The organism is Haemophilus sp. HMSC71H05 (assembly GCF_001838635.1).
GTDB classification, from domain to species: Bacteria; Pseudomonadota; Gammaproteobacteria; order Enterobacterales; family Pasteurellaceae; genus Haemophilus_D; species Haemophilus_D parainfluenzae_R.
In genome coordinates this window covers 183,990-204,351 of sequence record NZ_KV838028.1, presented here as the reverse complement: position 1 = coordinate 204,351, position 20,362 = coordinate 183,990, and the positions used below count along the sequence as shown (strand labels likewise).

Below are 20,362 nucleotides of genomic sequence, written 5' to 3'. Positions count from 1 at the left end.
GGTTTTGTACGTTCAAATTTTTCTTTAGACATTTGTTTAGTTTCCTAGAAAATGCTCTATAAGCTATTCGACTTATAGAGCGGATTGTTACAAAAAATTATTTTTTACGCGCTTCAATTACTGCAGCAGCAACACTTGTTGGCGCTTCAGCATATTTTAACGGTTCCATTGAGTATGATGCACGACCTTGAGTTTGTGAACGTAAGTCTGTTGCATAACCGAACATTTCAGAAAGTGGAACTTCTGCATCGATTTTAACAACGAATTCGTTCGCTTCTTGACCGTTAACCATAGCACGACGACGGCTTAAGTCACCGATTACATCACCCACATACTCAGGTGGAGTTTCTACTTCAACTTTCATGATTGGCTCAAGTAGAACTGGGTTTGCTTTAGCGAACGCTGCTTTAAATGCTAAAGAAGCCGCTAATTTAAACGCTAATTCTGATGAGTCAACATCATGGTATGAACCGAAATGTAAACGTACACCAATATCTACTACCGGATAACCCGCTAATGGACCAGATTTAAGCTGTTCTTGGATACCTTTATCAACTGCAGGAATGTATTCACCAGGGATTACACCACCTTTGATTTCGTTTACAAATTCGTAACCAGGACCTTCTGGATCTAATGGGTATAAGTCAATAACAACATGACCATATTGACCGCGACCACCAGATTGTTTTGCGTGTTTACCTTCCACATCGTTAACACGAGTGCGGATAGTTTCACGGTAAGATACTTGTGGTTTACCGATATTAGCTTCCACTTTGAACTCACGTTTCATACGGTCAACGATGATGTCTAAGTGTAACTCACCCATACCAGAAATAATGGTTTCACCAGATTCTTCATCAGTGTGAACACGGAATGAAGGGTCTTCTTGAGCAAGACGACCTAATGCAAGACCCATTTTTTCTTGGTCGGCTTTAGTTTTAGGTTCTACTGCTACAGAGATTACTGGCTCTGGGAATTCCATACGCTCAAGGATGATTGGTGCTTCGATTGCACATAATGTATCACCCGTAGTTACATCTTTTAAGCCGATTGCTGCAGCGATATCGCCCGCACGAACTTCTTTGATTTCTTCACGTTTATTAGCGTGCATCTGTACGATACGACCAAAACGTTCACGTTTTTGACGTACAGAGTTTAATACTGTATCACCAGAGTTAATTACACCTGAGTACACACGGAAGAAGGTTAAGTTACCTACGAATGGGTCAGTTGCAATTTTGAATGCTAATGAAGAGAATGGCTCATCATCGCTTGCGTGACGTTCACCTTCAGTTTCATCTGGGTTGATACCTTTGATTGCTGGAATATCAGTTGGTGCTGGTAAGTATTCAACAACTGCATCAAGCATCGCTTGAACACCTTTGTTTTTGAATGCAGAACCACAAGTTACCAAGATGATTTCGTTTGCTAATACGCGTTGACGAAGACCTGCTTTGATTTCTTCTTCGCTTAAGTCTTCACCACCAAGATATTTTTCCATTAATTCTTCAGTTGCTTCAGCTGCTGCATCAACAAGGTTTTGACGCCATTCTTCACACGCTGCTTGCATATCTGCTGGAATATCTTCATAAGTGAAGGTCATACCTTGGTCAGCTTCGTTCCAGTTGATCGCTTTCATTTTGATCAAATCAACAACACCAGTGAAACTTTCTTCTGCACCGATTGGAAGTTGAAGAGGAACAGCATTCGCACCTAAACGAGTTTTAAGTTGTTCAACAACACGTAAGAAGTTAGCACCAGTACGGTCCATTTTGTTTACGAACGCAATACGTGGAACTTGATATTTGTTAGCTTGACGCCATACAGTTTCAGACTGAGGTTGAACACCACCAACTGCACAGTAAACCATTACCGCACCATCAAGAACACGCATAGAACGTTCTACTTCAACAGTAAAGTCTACGTGTCCCGGAGTATCGATAACGTTGATACGGTGTTGTGGGAACTGTTGTGACATACCAGACCAGAATGCGGTAGTTGCCGCAGAGGTAATGGTAATACCACGCTCTTGTTCTTGTTCCATCCAGTCCATTGTTGCTGCACCATCGTGTACTTCACCAATTTTGTGACTTACACCAGTGTAGAATAAGATACGTTCAGTGGTAGTAGTTTTACCAGCATCAATGTGCGCACTAATACCGATATTACGATATCTTTCAATAGGGGTTGTACGAGCCATTATTATAACCTTGTTAAGTTTAATATCTGTTTATATAAGGGTAAGGCTTCATCGAGGATGAAGCCCTTAAATTTTAAAAGCGTATTACCAACGGAAGTGAGCAAATGCTTTGTTAGCTTCAGCCATACGGTGAACGTCTTCACGTTTTTTCACTGCTGCGCCTTTGTTATCTGATGCATCAGATAATTCATTTGCAAGACGTAAAGCCATTGATTTATCACCGCGTTTACGTGCAGCTTCAACGATCCAACGCATACCTAATGCGTTACGACGAACTGGACGTACTTCAACTGGCACTTGGTAAGTAGAACCACCAACACGACGAGATTTAACCTCAACGGTTGGGCGAACGTTTTCAAGTGCAATTTCAAATGCTTCTAAAGGTTCTTTACCTGTGCGTTCTGCAAGTTTGTCTAACGCACCGTAAACGATGGTTTCAGCAACGGATTTTTTACCGTCTACCATTAATACATTAATAAATTTTGCAAGTAACTCTGAACCGAACTTCGGATCTGGAAGAATCTTGCGTGGTTCAACACTACGACGACGTGGCATTGCGAATTTCTCCGTATATTTAATCTTCAGGATATCCAAAACTCTATAAAAATTAACCGCACTTTAAAGTGAGCTAATGTGATACTGGAGTTTCTGATTTAAATTTTTACTAATTTAGACGTTTGGCCTTACTTAACGGAGATCCATTAAGCTTTAGGACGTTTAACGCCGTATTTAGAACGACCTTGTTTACGATCTTTAACGCCTGCACAGTCTAATGCGCCGCGTACAGTATGGTAACGAACACCTGGTAAGTCTTTAACACGACCACCACGGATAAGCACAACACTGTGCTCTTGAAGGTTGTGACCTTCGCCGCCGATGTAAGAAGTTACTTCAAAGCCATTAGTTAAACGAATACGACATACTTTACGTAATGCTGAGTTCGGTTTTTTAGGTGTAGTTGTGTATACACGAGTGCACACACCACGTTTCTGCGGGCAAGCCTCTAATGCAGGAACGTTACTTTTTACAACCTTTTTCACACGCGGTTTGCGTACTAGCTGGTTGATAGTTGCCATTAAAAAAGCTCCAGTTTAAATGTTATTCATAATAGAATGTTTGTTACAAAATCTATCTCTCTATCCAATAGACAGAAGAAATAGACGCTGAATTTTAATGGTTTCACCTCGCATTGTCAATATTTAAACAGAAATAGGATCGCAAAGGATCGCTTAGCAAAAAATTCAGATAAAACAGACCGCACTTTGCCAAATCAATTGCCTGTCTGTGATGAGGGTTTTATAATTTCAAACAGAATTATTTTGTTGGCAATCATTATGTTACGTTCATTCATTTTTCATTTACGTTATTTCTATCATAAAAAGCTTCGACAAACCCATCGTATCTCTCATAAAACACTCGAGTTTGTATGTTTACTGATTGGAGCGACGTTTGTTGCCCTCTTTTCCTTTGGATTTGCAAAGCTAGCCGATATTGGACTTGAATTTAATGCCTATTGGTCTGCTAAATACCCTCTCGCCGTTTGGATCGTTTTACCGCTTGGTCTTGCTTTTCTCACCTGGTTTACCGCAAAATACACACCTTATGTTGGCGGCAGCGGTATTCCACAAGTGATTGCCTCCATTAATCTTCCTTATAATGGTTATAAAACAAAACTAGTTGAATTTCGCCAAACCATTTGGAAAATTCCGCTCACTTTCTTTGCTATGGTTATCGGTGCATCTGTTGGACGTGAAGGCCCTTCTGTTCAAGTGGGTGCGGCTGTCATGCTAGCTTGGGGAAATTTCTGTCGTAAATATAACTTTGCTTTCCGCGGTTTAAGTACGAATGAACTTATCGCAACGGGTGCTGCAGGCGGTCTTGCTGCTGCATTTAATGCGCCTTTAGCTGGCGTAATTTTTGCCATTGAAGAATTAGGTCGAGGCGTGATGTTACGCTGGGAACGCCGAGTATTGCTTGGTGTATTAGCAGCCGGTTTTATTTTAGTGGCGATTCAAGGCAATAGCCCTTACTTTCCTGCCTATAAAGGTGCAACAGCTATTCCCTATTTATATCTTTGGCTTGCTATTTGTGGCGTAGTTTGTGGCGTACTGGGCGGTATATTTGGGCGACTCCTTGCAAAAGGATTAGCAGGACTGTCTCCACTCAAATGGCGTGATTGGATCCGCAAACATCCCATTTACGTTGCCTTATTACTCGGTTTAGTACTTGCCGCGATGGGAACCTACAGCGAAGGGCAAACTTATGGAACAGGTTATAATGTGGTCGCAAGAGCATTGGAAGGACAACTTGTTTCGCCTGAAGTGGGGATACTAAAACTCTTCGCAACAGTTACGACGTATTGGAATGGTATCGCAGGTGGGATTTTTACGCCATCCCTCACTACCGGTGCAGGCATTGGCACCATGTTATGGGAAATCAGCAATGGCATGGTTGATCAACGTTTCTTGGTCATTTTATGTATGGCGGCCTTTTTAGCCGGTGGAACACAATCCCCTGTGACAGCCAGCGTAGTGGTAATGGAAATGACGGGTGCTCAACCTGTACTGATTTGGCTCTTGATTTCCAGTATCATTGCCTCCATAATTTCGCGCCAATTTAGTCCGAAACCTTTTTACCACTTTGCGGCTGGACGTTTCCGTCAACGAATGCAGGAACAACAAGCAGAAGATCTTCGCCGTAACGAGATTCAAGAGAAATAAAATATGTCAGAAAACCAACCGCACTTTTATCGTGGACGCTTTTCCGTTGCGCCAATGTTAGATTGGACGACACGCCATTGTCGCTATTTTCATCGCCAATTTAGTAAAAATGCGTTGCTTTACACTGAAATGGTAACGGCTCCCGCTATTATCCATGCGAAATACGATCATTTAGATTTTGATTTGCAAGAAAATCCGGTTGCCCTACAACTCGGCGGAAGCGATCCCGCACAGCTTAAACATTGTGCTAAATTAGCCGAAGAAAGAGGCTATCATGAAATTAATCTGAATGTGGGCTGTCCTTCCGATCGCGTGCAAAATGGCATGTTTGGTGCGTGTTTGATGGCAAAAGCAGATTTAGTAGCTGAATGTATTGCTGAAATGCAAAATGTCGTGAATATTCCTGTCACTGTGAAAACGCGTATTGGCATTGATGATTTGGATAGCTATGAATTTCTCTGCGACTTTATCGAAAAAGTCCATCATGCAGGCTGCCAAGAATTTATTGTTCACGCACGAAAAGCCTGGCTTTCAGGATTAAGCCCAAAAGAGAATCGCGAGATTCCCCCTTTGGATTATGATCGCGTTTATCAATTAAAGAAAGACTGCCCACAGTTGATCATTGCAATTAATGGCGGCATTAAAACCATCGAAGAAATGAAACATCATTTGCAATTTGTGGATGGCGTGATGGTTGGGCGTGAGGCTTATCAAAATCCGTCGTTATTGGGCTATATTGATCAAATGCTTTTTGATACTAATGCGGATATCGTCACACCAAGACAAGCGGTGGAAGCCATGTTCCCTTACATTGAAAAACAACTGAGCCAAGGTGTTTATCTAAATCATATCGTTCGACATATGCTCGGTGCATTTCAAAACTGCAAAGGGGCAAGACAATGGCGACGCTATCTAAGTGAAAATGCCTTTAAGCAAGGTGCGGGAATTGAAGTGGTTGAAACAGCATTAAGCTTTGTGGAAATCAATTAAGCCTAAAATGAGAAGTGCGGTCAGAATTTAACAGGTTTTCTGACCGCACTTTTGTTTTCTGAGTATTTGATTAGCAATGATGTTTTTGACGATATGCCACTAAATCTTCAATCGTTAACACCGAATAACCAAATTTTTTCGCAAATTCGATAATTTCTGCAGCGCGAGCCATGGTTCCATCATCATTCGTGATTTCACAAATCACACCCGCTGGTTTAAAACCACTTAAACGCGCTAAATCAACCGAGGCTTCAGTATGACCGCGACGCGCTAAAACGCCACCTTCTGCCGCGCGTAATGGGAAAACATGCCCAGGACGGTGAAGATCTGTCGGTTTTGCCTGATCTGCAATTGCCGCTTTGATTGTGGTGACACGATCTTGCGCCGATACACCTGTCGACACACCTTCTGCCGCTTCAATCGTCACGGTAAACGCGGTTTTATTCACGCTATTGTTATGCTCAACCATCGGAGGTAAATCAAGTTGTTTGCATTGTTCATCGGTGATACATAAGCACACAATACCACTGCCATAACGAATAAGTTTTGCCATTTGTTCTGGGGTAATAGTTTCTGCTGGGAAAATTAAATCGCCTTCATTTTCACGATCTTCATCATCCAACACTAATACGCCATTACCTTGTTTGAATGCGTTTAATGCGTTAATTACCCGTTCTTCGCCGGTCGCACCAAATGCAGATAAAATTGACTGATTCATCGTAATTTCCTTTGTTGTTACGTTAAAATTAACCAGAATCAGGGCTGAGAAATGCAAATAAATAGAACGGAAGTGGGAACCCAATCCGTTTTATTCTCTTTCATCCAGACTATACTGTCGGCTTTGGAATTTCACCAAATCTGCTAACCTTAAAAGTACAAAGCGAAACAATTTTGTAAAACGCAATCAAAATTGACCGCACTTTTAAGTGCTCGTGGGCTGTCACCACCGGTAGGGAATTTCACCCTGCCCTGAGAATGCAGGTCGTAGTATAACGTAAAATGTCGCTGTAAAAAATCATTCAATGAAAAATGTTTTTATTTGCACAAAGATTGCATAAAATAGGATTATCCAGCCACCTCGCAGTGGTCATTTAGCGAAGAATACATTATGTCTAACAAACACGATAAAAAAGTGGGCGTGATTTTTGGGAAATTCTACCCTGTTCACACCGGCCATATTAATATGATTTATGAAGCATTCAGTAAAGTGGATGAGCTTCACGTGATTGTCTGTAGCGATACCGAACGCGATTTAAAGCTGTTCTATGATAGTAAAATGAAACGCATGCCGACGCTACAAGATCGCCTTCGCTGGATGCAACAAATCTTTAAATATCAAAATGATCACATTTTTATTCATCACTTAGTTGAAGATGGCATTCCAAGTTACCCAAATGGTTGGCAAGCTTGGAGTGACGCAGTAAAAAATCTATTTGAAGAAAAACAATTTACCCCGACAATGGTATTTAGTAGTGAGCCACAAGACAAAGCGCCATACGAAAAATACTTAGGGCTCGAAGTTTCTTTAGTGGATCCTGACCGCTCTTTCTTTAATGTATCCGCAACGAAAATTCGTACTACACCTTTCCAATATTGGAAATTCATTCCGAAAGAAGTCCGTCCATTCTTTGCGAAAACCATTGCTATTTTAGGCGGTGAAAGTAGTGGTAAAAGTGTGTTAGTCAGCAAACTGGCTGCCGTATTTAATACCACTTCCGCATGGGAATATGGTCGTGAATATGTCTTCGAAAAATTAGGTGGCGATGAGCAAGCCATGCAATATTCTGACTACCCACAAATGGCGCTAGGTCACCAACGCTATATTGATTATGCGGTGCGTCATGCCCATAAAGTAGCAATTATTGATACTGACTTCATTACCACGCAGGCTTTTTGTATTCAATACGAAGGTAAAGCTCATCCGTTCCTCGATTCCATGATCAAAGAATACCCATTTGATGTAACAATCTTATTGAAAAATAACACAAAATGGGTGGATGATGGCTTACGTAGTCTAGGCAGTCAAAAACAACGTCAACAATTCCAACAGTTATTGAAGAAATTGTTAGATAAATACAAAGTGCCTTACATTGAAATTGAATCACCAAGTTATTTAGACCGTTATAACCAAGTGAAATCTGTTGTGGAAAAAGTGTTAAATGATGAAGAACTTGAAGGTTTACAGCATACTAAACGCACATTGACCAACGAGAAATAACATGATTTTATTCGCAGGCGATCCGCACGGAAGTTATGAACATCTTTATCCTTTCGTGCAAGAAAATGACAACGTTGCCCTGATTATTTTGGGTGACTTGCAGCTTTCTTCGTCTGATGAATTAGATAAACTCGCAAAATATTGTGATATTTGGTTTATTCACGGCAACCACGATAGCAAAACCGTCGCCGCATTTGAGGCGATTTGGGGGACACATTGGAAATCGCGTAATTTGCATAATCGTGTTGTTGAAATCCAAGGTCAACGCATTGCCGGTTTAGGTGGCGTATTCCGCGGACAAATCTGGATGCCTCCCAATAAACCGATGTATTTTGACCCTATCCACTATTGCCAATATAGCCCTCAAGAAAAAATTTGGCGTGGCGGTGTACCATTGCGTCATCGCACGTCTATTTTCCCTTCTGATATTGAAGCCATTGAAAATGAACAAGCCGATATTCTAATTTGCCATGAAGCGCCAAAGCCTCATCCAATGGGATTTCGTGTGATTAATCAACTTGCTGAAAAATTAGGGGTAAGACACGTTTTCCATGGCCATCACCACGATAACGTCGAGTACAAGACAAATTTCCCTTATAAAATCACGAATGTCGGTTTTAGAAGTGTCACAGACGTACAAGGAAATTACTTATTAAAAACTATTGATGATCGAGAAAAATGATCAAATAAAGCGTTAATTGTTTTTGATAAAAAGAAAAATTTGAAGAGAGAAGATGGCGCACCCGAAAGGATTCGAACCTTTGACCGCTCGGTTCGTAGCCGAGTACTCTATCCAGCTGAGCTACGGGTGCGTAGTGATGTTTTATTCTTCGTGACCATTTTAACTGATAGAGTCGATTTAAAATGGCGCACCCGAGAGGATTCGAACCTCTGACCGCTCGGTTCGTAGCCGAGTACTCTATCCAGCTGAGCTACGGGTGCAGAATAATAAAACTAAAAACAAATGGCGGTGAGAGAGGGATTCGAACCCTCGATGGAGTTTTTGACCCCATACTCCCTTAGCAGGGGAGCGCCTTCAGCCTACTCGGCCATCTCACCACAATCGGTTTGTGGGCGGTATAATACGTTTTTTTGAAAATATGTCAAATCATTTTTTGAAAAAGCGATGTTGGTTGCTTGATTTATCTACATTTTGCATAAATAAAGTGCGGTTGAAAAAACAAATATATTTCTCACCGCACTTTAATTTTTATCATCTCTAGCCTTTTAAAATTGCCCGCAGACGATCAAGCTGACTAGAGGTTTGTTGTTGCTTCTGCTCTACCGTTAATTTGGGCTTATCTTTTTCCCATAGCACATCATCTTGTGGCAACTCAGCCAAGAAACGACTCGGCTCTGGGCGAATTAACTCACCAAACTGACGCCGTTCACGACAAAGAGAAAAAGTCAGCGTTTGTTGTGCTCGAGTAATGCCCACATAAGCTAGACGGCGTTCTTCTTCCACATTGTCTTCATCAATACTCGTTTGATGCGGCAAAATCCCCTCTTCCATACCAATTAAATACACATGGGGAAACTCTAAACCTTTAGAGGCATGCAATGTCATTAATTGCACTTGATCGCTCTCGTCATCATCTTCACCTCGTTCCATCATATCGCGCAAGGTTAAACGGGTAACCACTTGATTTAAAGTCATCGGCTCATTCACGTCATCACCTTTGAGCATATCCTCTACCCAGCTAAATAAGATTGCCACGTTTTTACTTTGCATTTCGGCAGCTTTCGGGCTGGTGGCATACTCATACAAATATTCTTCGTAATGCAATGAAGAAAGTAAAGCACGCACAGCCGTTTCAGGATCGGAACGTAAACTTTGATCGTTTAACTCTACAATCCAACGACCAAATTTTTGCAAGGCATCATAGGCTTTTGGCGTGACTCGTTGCATCAGTTCAAACTCAAAAATCGCCTCAAATAAGCTGATATGTTTTTCCTGTGCCAAGTCACCTAATTTTTGTAGAGTTGCTGTACCAATTTCCCGTTTCGGTGTATTCACAATTCGCAAAAAGGCCGCATCATCATCTTGATTCACCAACAAACGCAAGTAGGCCATCATGTCCTTAATTTCAGCTCGAGAGAAAAAAGACGTTCCACCAGAAATTTTGTATGGAATACGGTTTTGCATCAGCACTTTTTCCAATAGACGGGATTGATGGTTACCGCGATATAAAATCGCATAATCCTTAAATTTGGTTTTACGGCTAAAACGATGAGCAATTAATTCTGCCACAATCCGTTCGGCTTCATGCTCTTCATTTTTCGCCTCAATGACTTGCAGTTTTTCACCTTCGCCCAAGTTGGAAAACAGTTTTTTATCGAACACGTGCTCGTTGTTATCAATCAAAATGTTAGCACAATGCAAAATACGATGAGTGGAGCGGTAATTTTGTTCTAATTTAATGACTTGCAAACGCGGAAAATCATCACGCAAGCGCACCATATTTTGGGGACGAGCACCTCGCCAAGAATAAATGGATTGATCGTCATCCCCCACCACCGTAAAGCAAGCTCGCTCGCCTACCAGTAATTTAATCAGTTCATATTGGCTAGTATTGGTATCTTGATATTCATCCACCAACAAATAGCGGATTTTCTCCTGCCATTTTGACCGCACTTCTTCGTTCTGTTTGAAGAGTAAGGTCGGCAACATAATCAAATCATCAAAATCCAACGCATTATAAGCACGGATTTGCGCCGCATAACGCTCATAACATTTTGCAAAGGTTTGATATTTGGCATCTTTCGCTAAGGCATAAGCTTGTTTTGGCGAAACCAAATCATTCTTCCAGTTGGAAATAACGGAAATTAATTCACGCAGTAAGTCTTTATCTTCCTGCAGAACATCTGCCGTCAGTTCTTTTAGTAAGGCAAGTTGATCGTGCTCATCAAACAAGGTCATATTGGATTTAAAGCCTAAAGCTTTATATTCCCGTTTGATAATGTCGGAACCTAAGGTATGGAAAGTGGAAACAATCAATCCTTTGGATTTTTCTTTACCAATGGAATGGGCTACACGCTCTTTCATTTCACGAGCGGCTTTGTTGGTAAAGGTCACGGCGGCGATCTGTTTAGGTAAATAACCACAGTGTTCAATCAAATGAGCAATCTTATTGATGATCACGCGAGTTTTGCCCGAGCCTGCGCCTGCCAGCACCAAGCAAGGCCCGCTGACATATTCGACAGCCTGTTGTTGTTGAGGATTGAGTTTCATATCTTAATGCAAATTAATTTGACCACGCATAAGGCAATAATGCGGTATCTAATAAAAATGACAGCGGCAAATCTAAAATAGGTAATCCCCATTTTTGTGCCATCTCTAAATCATAAGCCGCACCTGCGTAAGGCGTGTATTTTTCCGATGGATCGATTAATTTCACCACCGTACCACAACCGGTTAATACTAAAAGTGCGGTTAAAATTAGAAGTGTTTTTTTCATTCACGACGTGCTTTTAAGGCAAAATAGACGGCTTCCGGCACCAGTTCTTTTACATCACCATGATGCAAATAAATTTCTCGTACAATCGTGGAAGACACAAACGCCCATTTTTCTGTTGGTGGGAAGAACAAACTATCCACACCATCGGTTAATAAACGGTTTAACGCGGCCAATTGTAATTCGTATTCAAAATCTGTCGTTGTACGCACGCCTCGAATAATGGCGGTAATCTTTTTCGCTTTGATTTCATTTGCGAGTAAATCAGAGAATCCAAATACTTCCACATTGGGTAAATGAGCGACCGATTGACGTACCAGCTCAACACGTTCTTCCAATGAGAACAATGGCTTTTTGCTCGGACTATTCGCCACCGCGACAAAAACTTTCGGGAAAATGACCGCACTTCGCGCAATGATATCTAAATGCCCGTTGGTAATCGGGTCAAACGTGCCGGGGTAAATTACGCTTGTCATTTATGGTTCTCCGAAATATTGGTTAAATAAGGATAAAGCAAATCTAAAAGACGCTGTAATGCGCCACGATTTTCAATTAACACCTCATAGCCTGCATTGCCTAAACGCTGACGCGCCTCTTTTGAATTCAATAACTTATCAATAATCTCTGCCAATGCTTTTTCTGTTGAGTTGATTTGCAATACACCTTGCACCTCTAACAGCGAGGTAAAAACTTCAGGGAAATTAAATGTATGCTTTCCACTCACAACGGGTAATTTAAACGCTAAAGGCTCAAGCGGATTATGTCCCCCATGTTTGACCAAACTTCCGCCTACAAACGCAATATCAGAAATACCATACATCAACATCAATTCACCCATGGTATCACCCAGAATCACTTGGGTATTCTCTGAAGGAATCTCACCCGTTGAACGGCGGATAAAGTTAAAGTTGGCTTTTTCAATTAAATCTGCCACTGGATTAAAACGCTCAGGATGGCGAGGCACCAGCAATAACAATAAGTTTGGATGTTTTTTTAGTAATAAATGATGCGCTTGTAAAATAAGCTCTTCTTCCCCTTCATGGGTGCTCGCCGCAATCCAAATTTGACGATCTTTCGCCCAGATCTCATGAAGTATTGCAATGTCTTTGAGTAACTCGTCACTGACTACAAGATCATATTTAATATTACCAGTTAATTGCAGACGATCTTTCTCATAACCTAACGCTAAATAACGCTTTCCGCTAATACTATCTTGCGGTGCAATCAAGCTGATTTGAGAAAACATTCGTTGTAGATGTTGTTTAACTTTGCCATAACGTCTCGCTGAACGCGCAGAAAGACGAGCATTCGCCACAATGAAAGGAATATTTCGATGAGCCAAACAATCAATCAAATTTGGCCAAAGCTCCGTTTCAATCACGATGAATACTTTAGGTTGAATAAAATCAATAAAACGATTGATGACACAAGGTAAATCGTAAGGCAAATAACAATGCGTCACACTTTCCCCGAATGCGGCTTTTACGCGTTCAGAGCCTGTTGGTGTAACCGTTGTAAACGTGATTGGTAAATGTGGATATTCCTTCTGAATACGTTTTACTAGCGGTGTGGCTGCAATCACTTCACCGACTGATGCAGCATGAATGACGATCCCATCTTGCACGGGCTTAGCAAGAGTCGCATAAATACCATATCGCTCGCCTAAACGCTTACGATAATTCGGCGCCTTGAGACTTCGTAGCAACATGAAGAACAAGACAAAAGGCTGAATCAGATACATCAGGCAGGTATAAAAAAAACGCCACATAAAATAAATTCGGTTATACTTACAAAAATTTCGGCTAGTATAGCAAAAAAAGGATCAAAATATGCCAACAATTAGCGTTGCCATGATTGTCAAAAATGAAGCGGCAGATCTCGCTCAATGTCTCGATACGGTAAAAGATTGGGTAGATGAAATCATTATCGTCGATTCAGGCAGTACTGATAATACCCAAGAAATCGCAGAACAATATGGTGCAAAATTTTATTCGCATCCTGATTGGCCAGGCTTTGGCAAACAACGCCAACGTGCACAACAATATGTCACCTGTGATTATGTTTTATGGTTAGATGCCGATGAACGCGTCACTCCGAAACTTCGTGAATCCATTCAACAAGCAGTTCAACAAGATACGCCAAATACGGTTTATGATATTCCTCGTGTGAGTGAAGTGTTTGGGCGTGAGATTCGTCATTCTGGTTGGTATCCGGATTATGTGGTGCGTTTATATCGCACAAATTATGCGGGATATAACGATTCTCTGGTACATGAAAAAGTAGTTTATCCTGAAAACACGAAAGTACAGAAATTAACTGGCGATCTAGAGCATTTCACCTATAAAAGCATCCATCACTATTTGGTGAAATCTGCAGGCTACGCCAAAGCTTGGGCAGACCAACGCCAAACCAAAGGGAAAAAAGCGACGTTATGGCAAGGTATTAGCCATGCGATTGGTTGCTTTGTCAAAATGTACATTTTAAAAGCCGGTTTCTTAGATGGGAAACAAGGTTTTCTGCTTGCAGTACTTTCTGCCCACTCCACCTTTGTGAAATATGCTGATTTGTGGGAACGCAATCAACATTAATCAAAAACAAAAAGTGCGGTTAATTTTAACCGCACTTTTTTTATCTCTTTTAGGACAAGAAAATTAGTTTTTCGCTGCTGCCGCTGCTTTCACGATTACTGCAAACGCAGGCGCTTTAAGTGAAGCTCCGCCCACTAACGCACCATCGATATCTGGTTGAGTGAATAATTCTGCTGCGTTAGCATCATTTACTGAACCACCGTATTGAATGATCACTTGATCTGCTACAGCTTGTGATTTTGCTGCGATGTGGCCACGGATAAATGCGTGAACAGCTTGAGCTTGTGCTGGAGTTGCTGATTTCCCCGTGCCGATTGCCCAAATTGGTTCATAAGCAATCACGGCACCATTAAATGCTTCTACACCTAATGCGTTGATCACTGCATCAATTTGACGCGCACATACTTCTTCCGTTTTGCCAGCTTCGTTTTCAGCTTCAGTTTCACCGATACATAATACTGGCACTAAACCTGCTTCTTTTAATGCACCAAATTTTTTCGCTACGAATTCGTCGCTTTCTTTATGGTAAGTACGACGCTCAGAGTGACCGATAATGATGTATTTTGCACCAAAATCTTTTAACATTTCAGTTGAAATATCGCCGGTGAAAGCACCTTTAACATTCACATCAACGTTTTGTGCACCTAAAGCAATTTGGCTGCCTGCAAGTGCCGCTTCAGCTGTACCTAAGTACATAACAGGTGGGGCAATTGCCACATCACAACCTGTTACACCTTGTAATTCAGCTTTTAATCCTTCGATTAATTCTTTGGTAAAGGCTTTGGAACCGTTTAATTTCCAGTTACCCATCACTAAAGGACGACGTGCCATTTTTTGTTTCTCCATATTGAATAAATAAAAAGTATGTTTACTATACCAAACTTTGAACAGATTTCTTTGTGCAAAATCACATTTTGAAAATTTTTTTGGGGAAATGATGATTATTTTGTGCTAAAAAGCTACAATCTACTGTACGGAACCGATAAAAATAACCAATTTTATAAATAAACGGAAAATAGGTCTGGTAACAATGAAAATTTTCAAAGCCGAACAATGGAATATAGAAGTGCTTGCTCCACTCTTTGAAGCCTATCGACTTGCCAACGGAATGAGTGAAAATCCTGACCGCACTTTAACCTTTCTAACAAATCGTATGCGTTTTAATGAAAGCATGTTTTTTATTGCTGTAAACGAAAATGCACAAGCGATTGGCTTTGTTCAACTTTATCCTCGCTTATCTTCTTTACAACTACAACGCTATTGGCAATTAACTGATATTTTTGTCAAAGAAGATAAACATCAAGCCGAGATTTATGCAGCGCTTATTTCTAAAGCAAAAGAGTTTGTCCGTTATACACAATCTAACCGTTTAGTAGCGGAATTAAGCCAAGCTCAACAGAGTATTTTAGAACGCGAAGGATTTAAGCTAAACACGAAAAAAAGTTTGTTTGAATTAACTCTCTAATGCATACGCTCCTCAATCAATATTGGGATTACTTGCGAATTGAACGCCAAGTAAGCCCACATACCCTCACTAATTATCAACATCAACTGGATGCCATTTTAGCGATTCTCGCTGAAAAAGGTATTCAGCACTGGCAGCAAGTAAATCCAAGCGTGGTTCGCCTTATTTTGGCGGAAAGCCGTAAGCAAGGTTTAAAAGAAAAGAGCTTGGCATTACGTTTATCAGCTCTTCGTCAGTTTTTCAGCTATCTTGTGCAACAAGGGCAAATGAAAGTGAATCCGGCAACGGGTATTTCAGCGCCGAAACAAGGCAAACATTTACCAAAAAATATTGATGCTGAACAGGTCCAAAAATTGCTTTCAAATGACAGCAAAGATCCGATTGATTTGCGTGATCGCGCCATGATGGAATTGATGTATAGCTCGGGGCTTCGCTTATCTGAATTGCAAGGCTTAAACCTCAATAGCATTAACACTCGAGTACGAGAAGTCAGAGTGATTGGTAAAGGGAACAAAGAACGTATTGTGCCTTTTGGACGCTATGCTTCTCATGCAATTCAGCAATGGTTGAAAGTACGCCCTTTATTTAATCCAAAGGATGACGCCCTTTTTGTGAGCCAACAGGGAAATCGCCTTACTCATCGCTCTATTCAAAAACGAATGGAAACCTGGGGCATCCGACAAGGATTAAACAGCCATCTCAATCCGCATAAACTGCGTCACTCTTTTGCTACTCACATGCTGGAAGCGAGTTCAGATTTGCGTGCTGTTCAAGAGCTTTTAGGACACAGCAATTTGTCCACCACGCAAATTTATACGCATTTAAATTTCCAACATCTTGCTGAAGTGTATGATCAAGCCCATCCTCGAGCAAAACGAAAAAAATAAACAAAGTGCGGTCAAAAATCGTCGTCTTTTTAACCGTACTTCTAAACAAAAAGGCTACCTTTTGGTAGCCTTTATTCATTCAACTATAAGCTAAATGCTTGAATATAAGGAAGTTTACCTTTCTTCAGCATGTCTTCAATACCGCTTTGGTGATCATTTTCACCTAAACCACGTAATTCGAAGGTGACACCAACACTGTTGTCATAAACCACTTGATCGTTACGTTGATTTTGGCGACTCGTCACATAACGTCTTGCGCCAACGCCTAAAGACCAACAGCACGAGTTATATTGCACGCCCACATATTGCTCAACCGGTTTTTTCAATGCAATATCTTGATAGTATTTTCCAACAAGCGCCCAGTTATCCGACACTTCCCATGCAGCCACAACACCAACCTGTTTAATGTCTTGTTGATAACGGTTTGCGGAAGCACCCAAGTTTTGGTTGATGTACTCTTTGCTCGCATAACGATAATTTAACTGAATCAGATTATTCTTCATCGGGTTAAATTCCAAACTACTATTCGCCAATGAGGCTTTATCTAGCAATGTATCGTATTGGTAGCTACCGCGCCAATTCCATTTATCGTTAATTTTCCAGTTAGACTCCAAGGCCCAAGAAGAAGAGGATTTTGGCGTACGATTATTTGGATTATCATCAATTTTTGATGCCGTTAAATAATAAATTTGTCCTGCTGAGAAATTGAAACGCTCATCGGCATTTCTATCATAAAAACGAGTTGTTCCCCCAACTGTCACTTGGTTTGCTGATGAAATACGGTCTAAACCACTATAACGACGATCTCGGAACAAAGAATAATAATCTTGTTGAACTAGCGCAGAATCATAACCAAAACCAAGGTAATTATTTACACGTTTTGAACCAATATTACTTTGATCTTTGTATGGTCGATACAGATATTGAACATGAGGTTCAAGCGTTTGTGTATAACCATCAAATAAAGTTTTATTACTCGCTAAAACCGTTTGTAAATCTACTTTTAATTGTGGCAATACACGATTTACCGATTTTTGTACGTCTTCCGCCGAAGAAGAAGAGCCTTTTTTCTGGTTATAATGGGTCGCGTAAAGTTTAGTCTCAATATTCAAGCTACCATATTTATTTGACATCGCTGTTGCCAAACTTGGTTCAACATGAAAACGCCATGCTGTCGGCATCAAGGTACTATCATTATCAAAACGTACTGCTTGTGAGAATAACTTGAAATCTACCCAACCGTTCGCCAAATCATTTTTGTAATAATTAAAGTCGATTTGTGGCATTGCACGGTAAGGCCCCACAGAAACTTCATCAAAAATTTGGAATTGACGCGCAGAAATCGCAAAGTTGTAATTTGGTTTATAGTAAGCAATACGAGCATATTGGTTTGCGTAACCATCAGTACTGCTACCATAATCGGAATCAAAATCGGTAAAATAACGTTTATCGCTCACTTTTGTGTAATCGATATTTAAACGCCAGTTTTCAAGAAAAGAAGAATGATGTTTCCAATAGAATAAATGACGCTTACGGCTATCGCTAGTATATTCATCATAACGATCACGTCCTAAATATTCTCCCGCAAGTTTACCTTCACCAACTGGTGTCAAATAACGGAATTCACCATTTAATTGCCAGCCACGGCGTGACATATATTTTGGTGCAATCGTCGCATCATAATTTGGCGCAATATTCCAATAAATCGGTTGTTTATACCAATAACCATCGCGGCTAGAATGGCCGACAGTTGGCATTAATAAACCTGAACGGCGGCGATCACCAATTGGTAATTGCAGATAAGGGGTATAGAATACCGGCACACCTAATACTTTAAAACGCGCATGCCAAAATTCTGCATATTCTTCTTTGATGTGCTGACGAATCTCAGAGGCATCTACCGCCCAAGCATTATCATCGGGTAAACAAGAGGTAAATGTCGCGTTTTTCATTAAGCGGTAATTATCACCTAACTCGATTTCTTGTGCTTTACCACGACCTTGACGTCCTACAAGCTGGTAGTCTGCACCAGTGACGTTACCGTTTTTGCTATCTAAATTAAAACTCGCATCATTCCCTAATAGATTAATTTGATTATCTTTGTAATCAAATCCGCCACGTAAATAAGCCCAACGCTGAGCTTGATTGCCCTCACCTGTTTGTTTGACTTCAACTGAATTTCCGACCAGATGACGGTTTCCTTGTTTCAAATCGACATTGCCTTGATAAATCGCCTGAGTTGGCTGATTAATCTCTGCTTTATCTGCTTCAATATAAACCGGCAAATTATTGACATCACCTTTCACGACCTCACCAGTAAAATGAGGCACACCAAGCAAACATTGAGAATGCAGATCTGCCAAACTTTGTTGACTATAAAGTGCGGTCAGAATTGAGATTGAAATTAAGGTATATTTTTTATTCATAATTCAGTTCTTATTCAGATGAAATTAGGGGGATTATACTGGAATATCACTTACAACAACAGCCATTTATATGGTCGTTGACTAACCCCATAGATTGCATAAAGGCATAACATGTCGTTTCCCCTACAAAGACAAAACCACGTTTCTTCAACGCTTTTGACATAGCTTTTGAGATTTCAGTTCTAGCGGGTACCATAGAAATATCGGGTACATCATTGATAATTGGTTGATGATTCACAAACGACCACACAAAATCACTGAAATTTTCACCGCACTTTTCCATGGCTAAATAAGCTTTGGCATTTTTCACAATGGCTTCCAGTTTTGCTCGATGACGAATAAGCCCAGTATTTTCCATGCAACGATCAATATCTTGTTCGGTCATTTGCGCAACTTTAATAGGATCAAATTGATGGAATGCAGCCCGATAGGCTTCACGTTTTTTCAATACAGTAATCCAGGAAAGCCCCGCCTGTTGTCCTTCTAAACAGATTTTCTCAAACAGTTTTTGGCTGTCAAATTGTGGCTTACCCCATTCCTTATCGTGGTAGTCAATATAAATCGGAAGTTCGCCCACCCAAGGGCATCTTGTACTCATGCCATATCCTTTTTGAGTTGTTCATAGATTGCGACAAAATCGGGCATCACCCCACGCCATAAATAGAATGAATGGGCGGCTTGCGCCACCAACATACCAAAACCATCACTGACATTATTCAGACCTAAGGATTTACAGTAGGCAATAAAAGGCGTGTCACTACCTTTGGCATATTGCATGTCATAACAAGCTCGGGCCAATGATAAGATTGAGGCATCAACGGCGGCGGTATGTCCGCTTAACCCAGCCGAAGTTGCATTGATCACTAAATCGTAGGTTTGCGCGGGAATTACATCCATCGCGACAGCTTCAATTGTGCCGTAAGGCTTGAACTTATTTGCCAGTTGTTGTGCTTTTTCTAGGGTGCGGTTAGTCAAGATAACCTGCTGTTGTGCTTCCAATAAAGGCAGTAATACCCCTTTGGTTGCCCCGCCGGCACCTAAAATTAAAATGCGTTGTTGTGGCTGAATCCAACCTAAGCGTTGCAAATCCGTCACTAAACCAATGCCATCGGTATTGTCCGCATAGAGTTTTCCATTAGCCAATTTTTTTAGTGTGTTACAGGCTTCGGCCAGTTTTGCTCGTTCGCTATGTTCTTCAGCGACTGCATAGGCGCGTTCCTTAAATGGTGCGGTGATATTGCAACCTTGTGCCCCTTCAGCAAAAAAGGCCTGTAATTGCTGCTCAAAATTCTCAAGGTCACCTAATTTGGTAACATATTCCATTGTTTGCTGGGTTTGTGTGGCAAATAAGCGATGAATTAACGGCGATTTACTTTGGGCAATTGGATTGCCCCAAACGGCATAATGCTGCAT

19 protein-coding genes, 3 tRNA genes and 1 riboswitch are annotated in these 20,362 nt (G+C 40.9%); of the genes, 7 read left to right on the top strand and 15 right to left on the bottom strand.

Translation table 11 applies throughout. From position 1 onward, the window contains the following. Window positions 1-97: 97 nt before the first annotated feature. From fusA to rpsL, 3 genes are all read right to left on the bottom strand, one after another. Window positions 98-2,200, bottom strand: a complete 2,103-nt coding sequence (gene fusA / locus HMPREF3279_RS04830) for an elongation factor G (RefSeq protein ID WP_049365197.1) — start codon at window positions 2,198-2,200, stop codon at window positions 98-100. Window positions 2,201-2,284: 84 nt separating this feature from the next. Then, window positions 2,285-2,755: a 30S ribosomal protein S7 gene (gene rpsG, locus HMPREF3279_RS04825; RefSeq protein WP_005699184.1), complete on the bottom strand. Its 471-nt coding sequence runs from the start codon at window positions 2,753-2,755 to the stop codon at window positions 2,285-2,287. A gap of 146 nt (window positions 2,756-2,901) precedes the next feature. Beyond that, window positions 2,902-3,276, bottom strand: a complete 375-nt coding sequence (gene rpsL, locus HMPREF3279_RS04820; protein ID WP_005543325.1) for a 30S ribosomal protein S12 — start codon at window positions 3,274-3,276, stop codon at window positions 2,902-2,904. Between the two features lie 258 nt (window positions 3,277-3,534). On the opposite strand from rpsL, the gene HMPREF3279_RS04815 reads away from it, so the two are divergent. Next, window positions 3,535-4,920, top strand: coding sequence for a chloride channel protein (locus HMPREF3279_RS04815; protein ID WP_070868233.1), 1,386 nt, complete (start codon window positions 3,535-3,537; stop codon window positions 4,918-4,920). A 3-nt stretch (window positions 4,921-4,923) separates the two neighbouring features. After that, entirely contained in the window at window positions 4,924-5,910 is a 987-nt protein-coding gene (gene dusA, locus HMPREF3279_RS04810) for a tRNA dihydrouridine(20/20a) synthase DusA (RefSeq protein WP_070868232.1), read from the top strand. A gap of 70 nt (window positions 5,911-5,980) precedes the next feature. Here dusA and ribB read toward each other — a convergent pair whose 3' ends face one another. Then, window positions 5,981-6,628, bottom strand: coding sequence for a 3,4-dihydroxy-2-butanone-4-phosphate synthase (gene ribB, locus HMPREF3279_RS04805; RefSeq protein ID WP_049369938.1), 648 nt, complete (start codon window positions 6,626-6,628; stop codon window positions 5,981-5,983). Window positions 6,629-6,716: 88 nt separating this feature from the next. Next, window positions 6,717-6,891: riboswitch (FMN riboswitch) on the bottom strand. Window positions 6,892-7,018: 127 nt separating this feature from the next. On the opposite strand from ribB, the gene nadR reads away from it, so the two are divergent. Together nadR and HMPREF3279_RS04795 are read left to right on the top strand one after the other, a co-directional pair. After that, a complete protein-coding gene (gene nadR, locus HMPREF3279_RS04800) occupies window positions 7,019-8,128 on the top strand; it encodes a multifunctional transcriptional regulator/nicotinamide-nucleotide adenylyltransferase/ribosylnicotinamide kinase NadR (protein ID WP_083327168.1) in 1,110 nt (369 codons plus the stop codon). A gap of 1 nt (window position 8,129) precedes the next feature. Continuing rightward, window positions 8,130-8,810 carry a metallophosphoesterase family protein gene (locus HMPREF3279_RS04795; protein ID WP_070868231.1) on the top strand — a complete coding sequence of 227 codons (681 nt, stop codon included), beginning with the start codon at window positions 8,130-8,132 and terminating at the stop codon, window positions 8,808-8,810. Between the two features lie 53 nt (window positions 8,811-8,863). On the opposite strand, the gene HMPREF3279_RS04790 is transcribed toward HMPREF3279_RS04795, so the two are convergent. The 7 genes from HMPREF3279_RS04790 to waaA form a co-directional block, all read right to left on the bottom strand. Then, window positions 8,864-8,940 (bottom strand) — tRNA-Arg (locus HMPREF3279_RS04790). 53 nt (window positions 8,941-8,993) lie between these two features. Continuing rightward, window positions 8,994-9,070 (bottom strand) — tRNA-Arg (locus HMPREF3279_RS04785). A gap of 23 nt (window positions 9,071-9,093) precedes the next feature. After that, window positions 9,094-9,187 (bottom strand) — tRNA-Ser (locus HMPREF3279_RS04780). A 160-nt stretch (window positions 9,188-9,347) separates the two neighbouring features. Next, window positions 9,348-11,360: a DNA helicase Rep gene (gene rep / locus HMPREF3279_RS04775; protein WP_070868230.1), complete on the bottom strand. Its 2,013-nt coding sequence runs from the start codon at window positions 11,358-11,360 to the stop codon at window positions 9,348-9,350. 13 nt (window positions 11,361-11,373) lie between these two features. Beyond that, window positions 11,374-11,586 (bottom strand): lipoprotein, encoded by a 213-nt coding sequence (locus HMPREF3279_RS04770; protein WP_070583784.1) that lies wholly within the window; start codon window positions 11,584-11,586, stop codon window positions 11,374-11,376. Further along, window positions 11,583-12,059, bottom strand: a complete 477-nt coding sequence (gene coaD, locus HMPREF3279_RS04765) for a pantetheine-phosphate adenylyltransferase (RefSeq protein ID WP_070868229.1) — start codon at window positions 12,057-12,059, stop codon at window positions 11,583-11,585. The genes HMPREF3279_RS04770 and coaD overlap by 4 nt, the downstream gene beginning before the upstream one ends. Beyond that, window positions 12,056-13,351: a lipid IV(A) 3-deoxy-D-manno-octulosonic acid transferase gene (gene waaA, locus HMPREF3279_RS04760; RefSeq protein WP_070868228.1), complete on the bottom strand. Its 1,296-nt coding sequence runs from the start codon at window positions 13,349-13,351 to the stop codon at window positions 12,056-12,058. Before waaA ends, coaD begins: the two co-directional genes overlap by 4 nt. Window positions 13,352-13,412: 61 nt before the next feature. Between waaA and HMPREF3279_RS04755 the strand changes: the two genes are divergently transcribed. Next, the gene (locus HMPREF3279_RS04755) at window positions 13,413-14,171 is read left to right on the top strand and encodes a glycosyltransferase family 2 protein (protein ID WP_070868227.1); all 759 of its coding nucleotides are present in this window, start codon (window positions 13,413-13,415) and stop codon (window positions 14,169-14,171) included. Between the two features lie 63 nt (window positions 14,172-14,234). Here the strand turns inward: HMPREF3279_RS04755 and tpiA are convergent, their stop codons facing one another. Next, the gene (tpiA, locus tag HMPREF3279_RS04750) at window positions 14,235-15,002 is read right to left on the bottom strand and encodes a triose-phosphate isomerase (protein WP_049365182.1); all 768 of its coding nucleotides are present in this window, start codon (window positions 15,000-15,002) and stop codon (window positions 14,235-14,237) included. Between the two features lie 199 nt (window positions 15,003-15,201). On the opposite strand from tpiA, the gene HMPREF3279_RS04745 reads away from it, so the two are divergent. Both HMPREF3279_RS04745 and xerC read left to right on the top strand, forming a co-directional pair. Further along, complete coding sequence (locus HMPREF3279_RS04745; protein ID WP_070868226.1) at window positions 15,202-15,636, top strand: GNAT family N-acetyltransferase; 435 nt, start codon at window positions 15,202-15,204, stop codon at window positions 15,634-15,636. Continuing rightward, on the top strand, window positions 15,636-16,523 hold the full coding sequence (xerC, locus tag HMPREF3279_RS04740) for a tyrosine recombinase XerC (protein WP_014064388.1): 888 nt from the start codon (window positions 15,636-15,638) through the stop codon (window positions 16,521-16,523). Before HMPREF3279_RS04745 ends, xerC begins: the two co-directional genes overlap by 1 nt. 83 nt (window positions 16,524-16,606) lie before the next feature. Here xerC and lptD read toward each other — a convergent pair whose 3' ends face one another. The 3 genes from lptD to aroE are packed head-to-tail and all read right to left on the bottom strand — an operon-like array spanning window position 16,607 to window position 20,362. Beyond that, on the bottom strand, window positions 16,607-18,949 hold the full coding sequence (gene lptD / locus HMPREF3279_RS04735; RefSeq protein ID WP_070868225.1) for an LPS assembly protein LptD: 2,343 nt from the start codon (window positions 18,947-18,949) through the stop codon (window positions 16,607-16,609). A gap of 46 nt (window positions 18,950-18,995) precedes the next feature. After that, window positions 18,996-19,547, bottom strand: coding sequence for a DNA-3-methyladenine glycosylase I (locus tag HMPREF3279_RS04730; RefSeq protein WP_070868224.1), 552 nt, complete (start codon window positions 19,545-19,547; stop codon window positions 18,996-18,998). Then, window positions 19,544-20,362 (bottom strand): shikimate dehydrogenase, encoded by an 819-nt coding sequence (gene aroE / locus HMPREF3279_RS04725; protein WP_070868223.1) that lies wholly within the window; start codon window positions 20,360-20,362, stop codon window positions 19,544-19,546. The genes HMPREF3279_RS04730 and aroE overlap by 4 nt, the downstream gene beginning before the upstream one ends.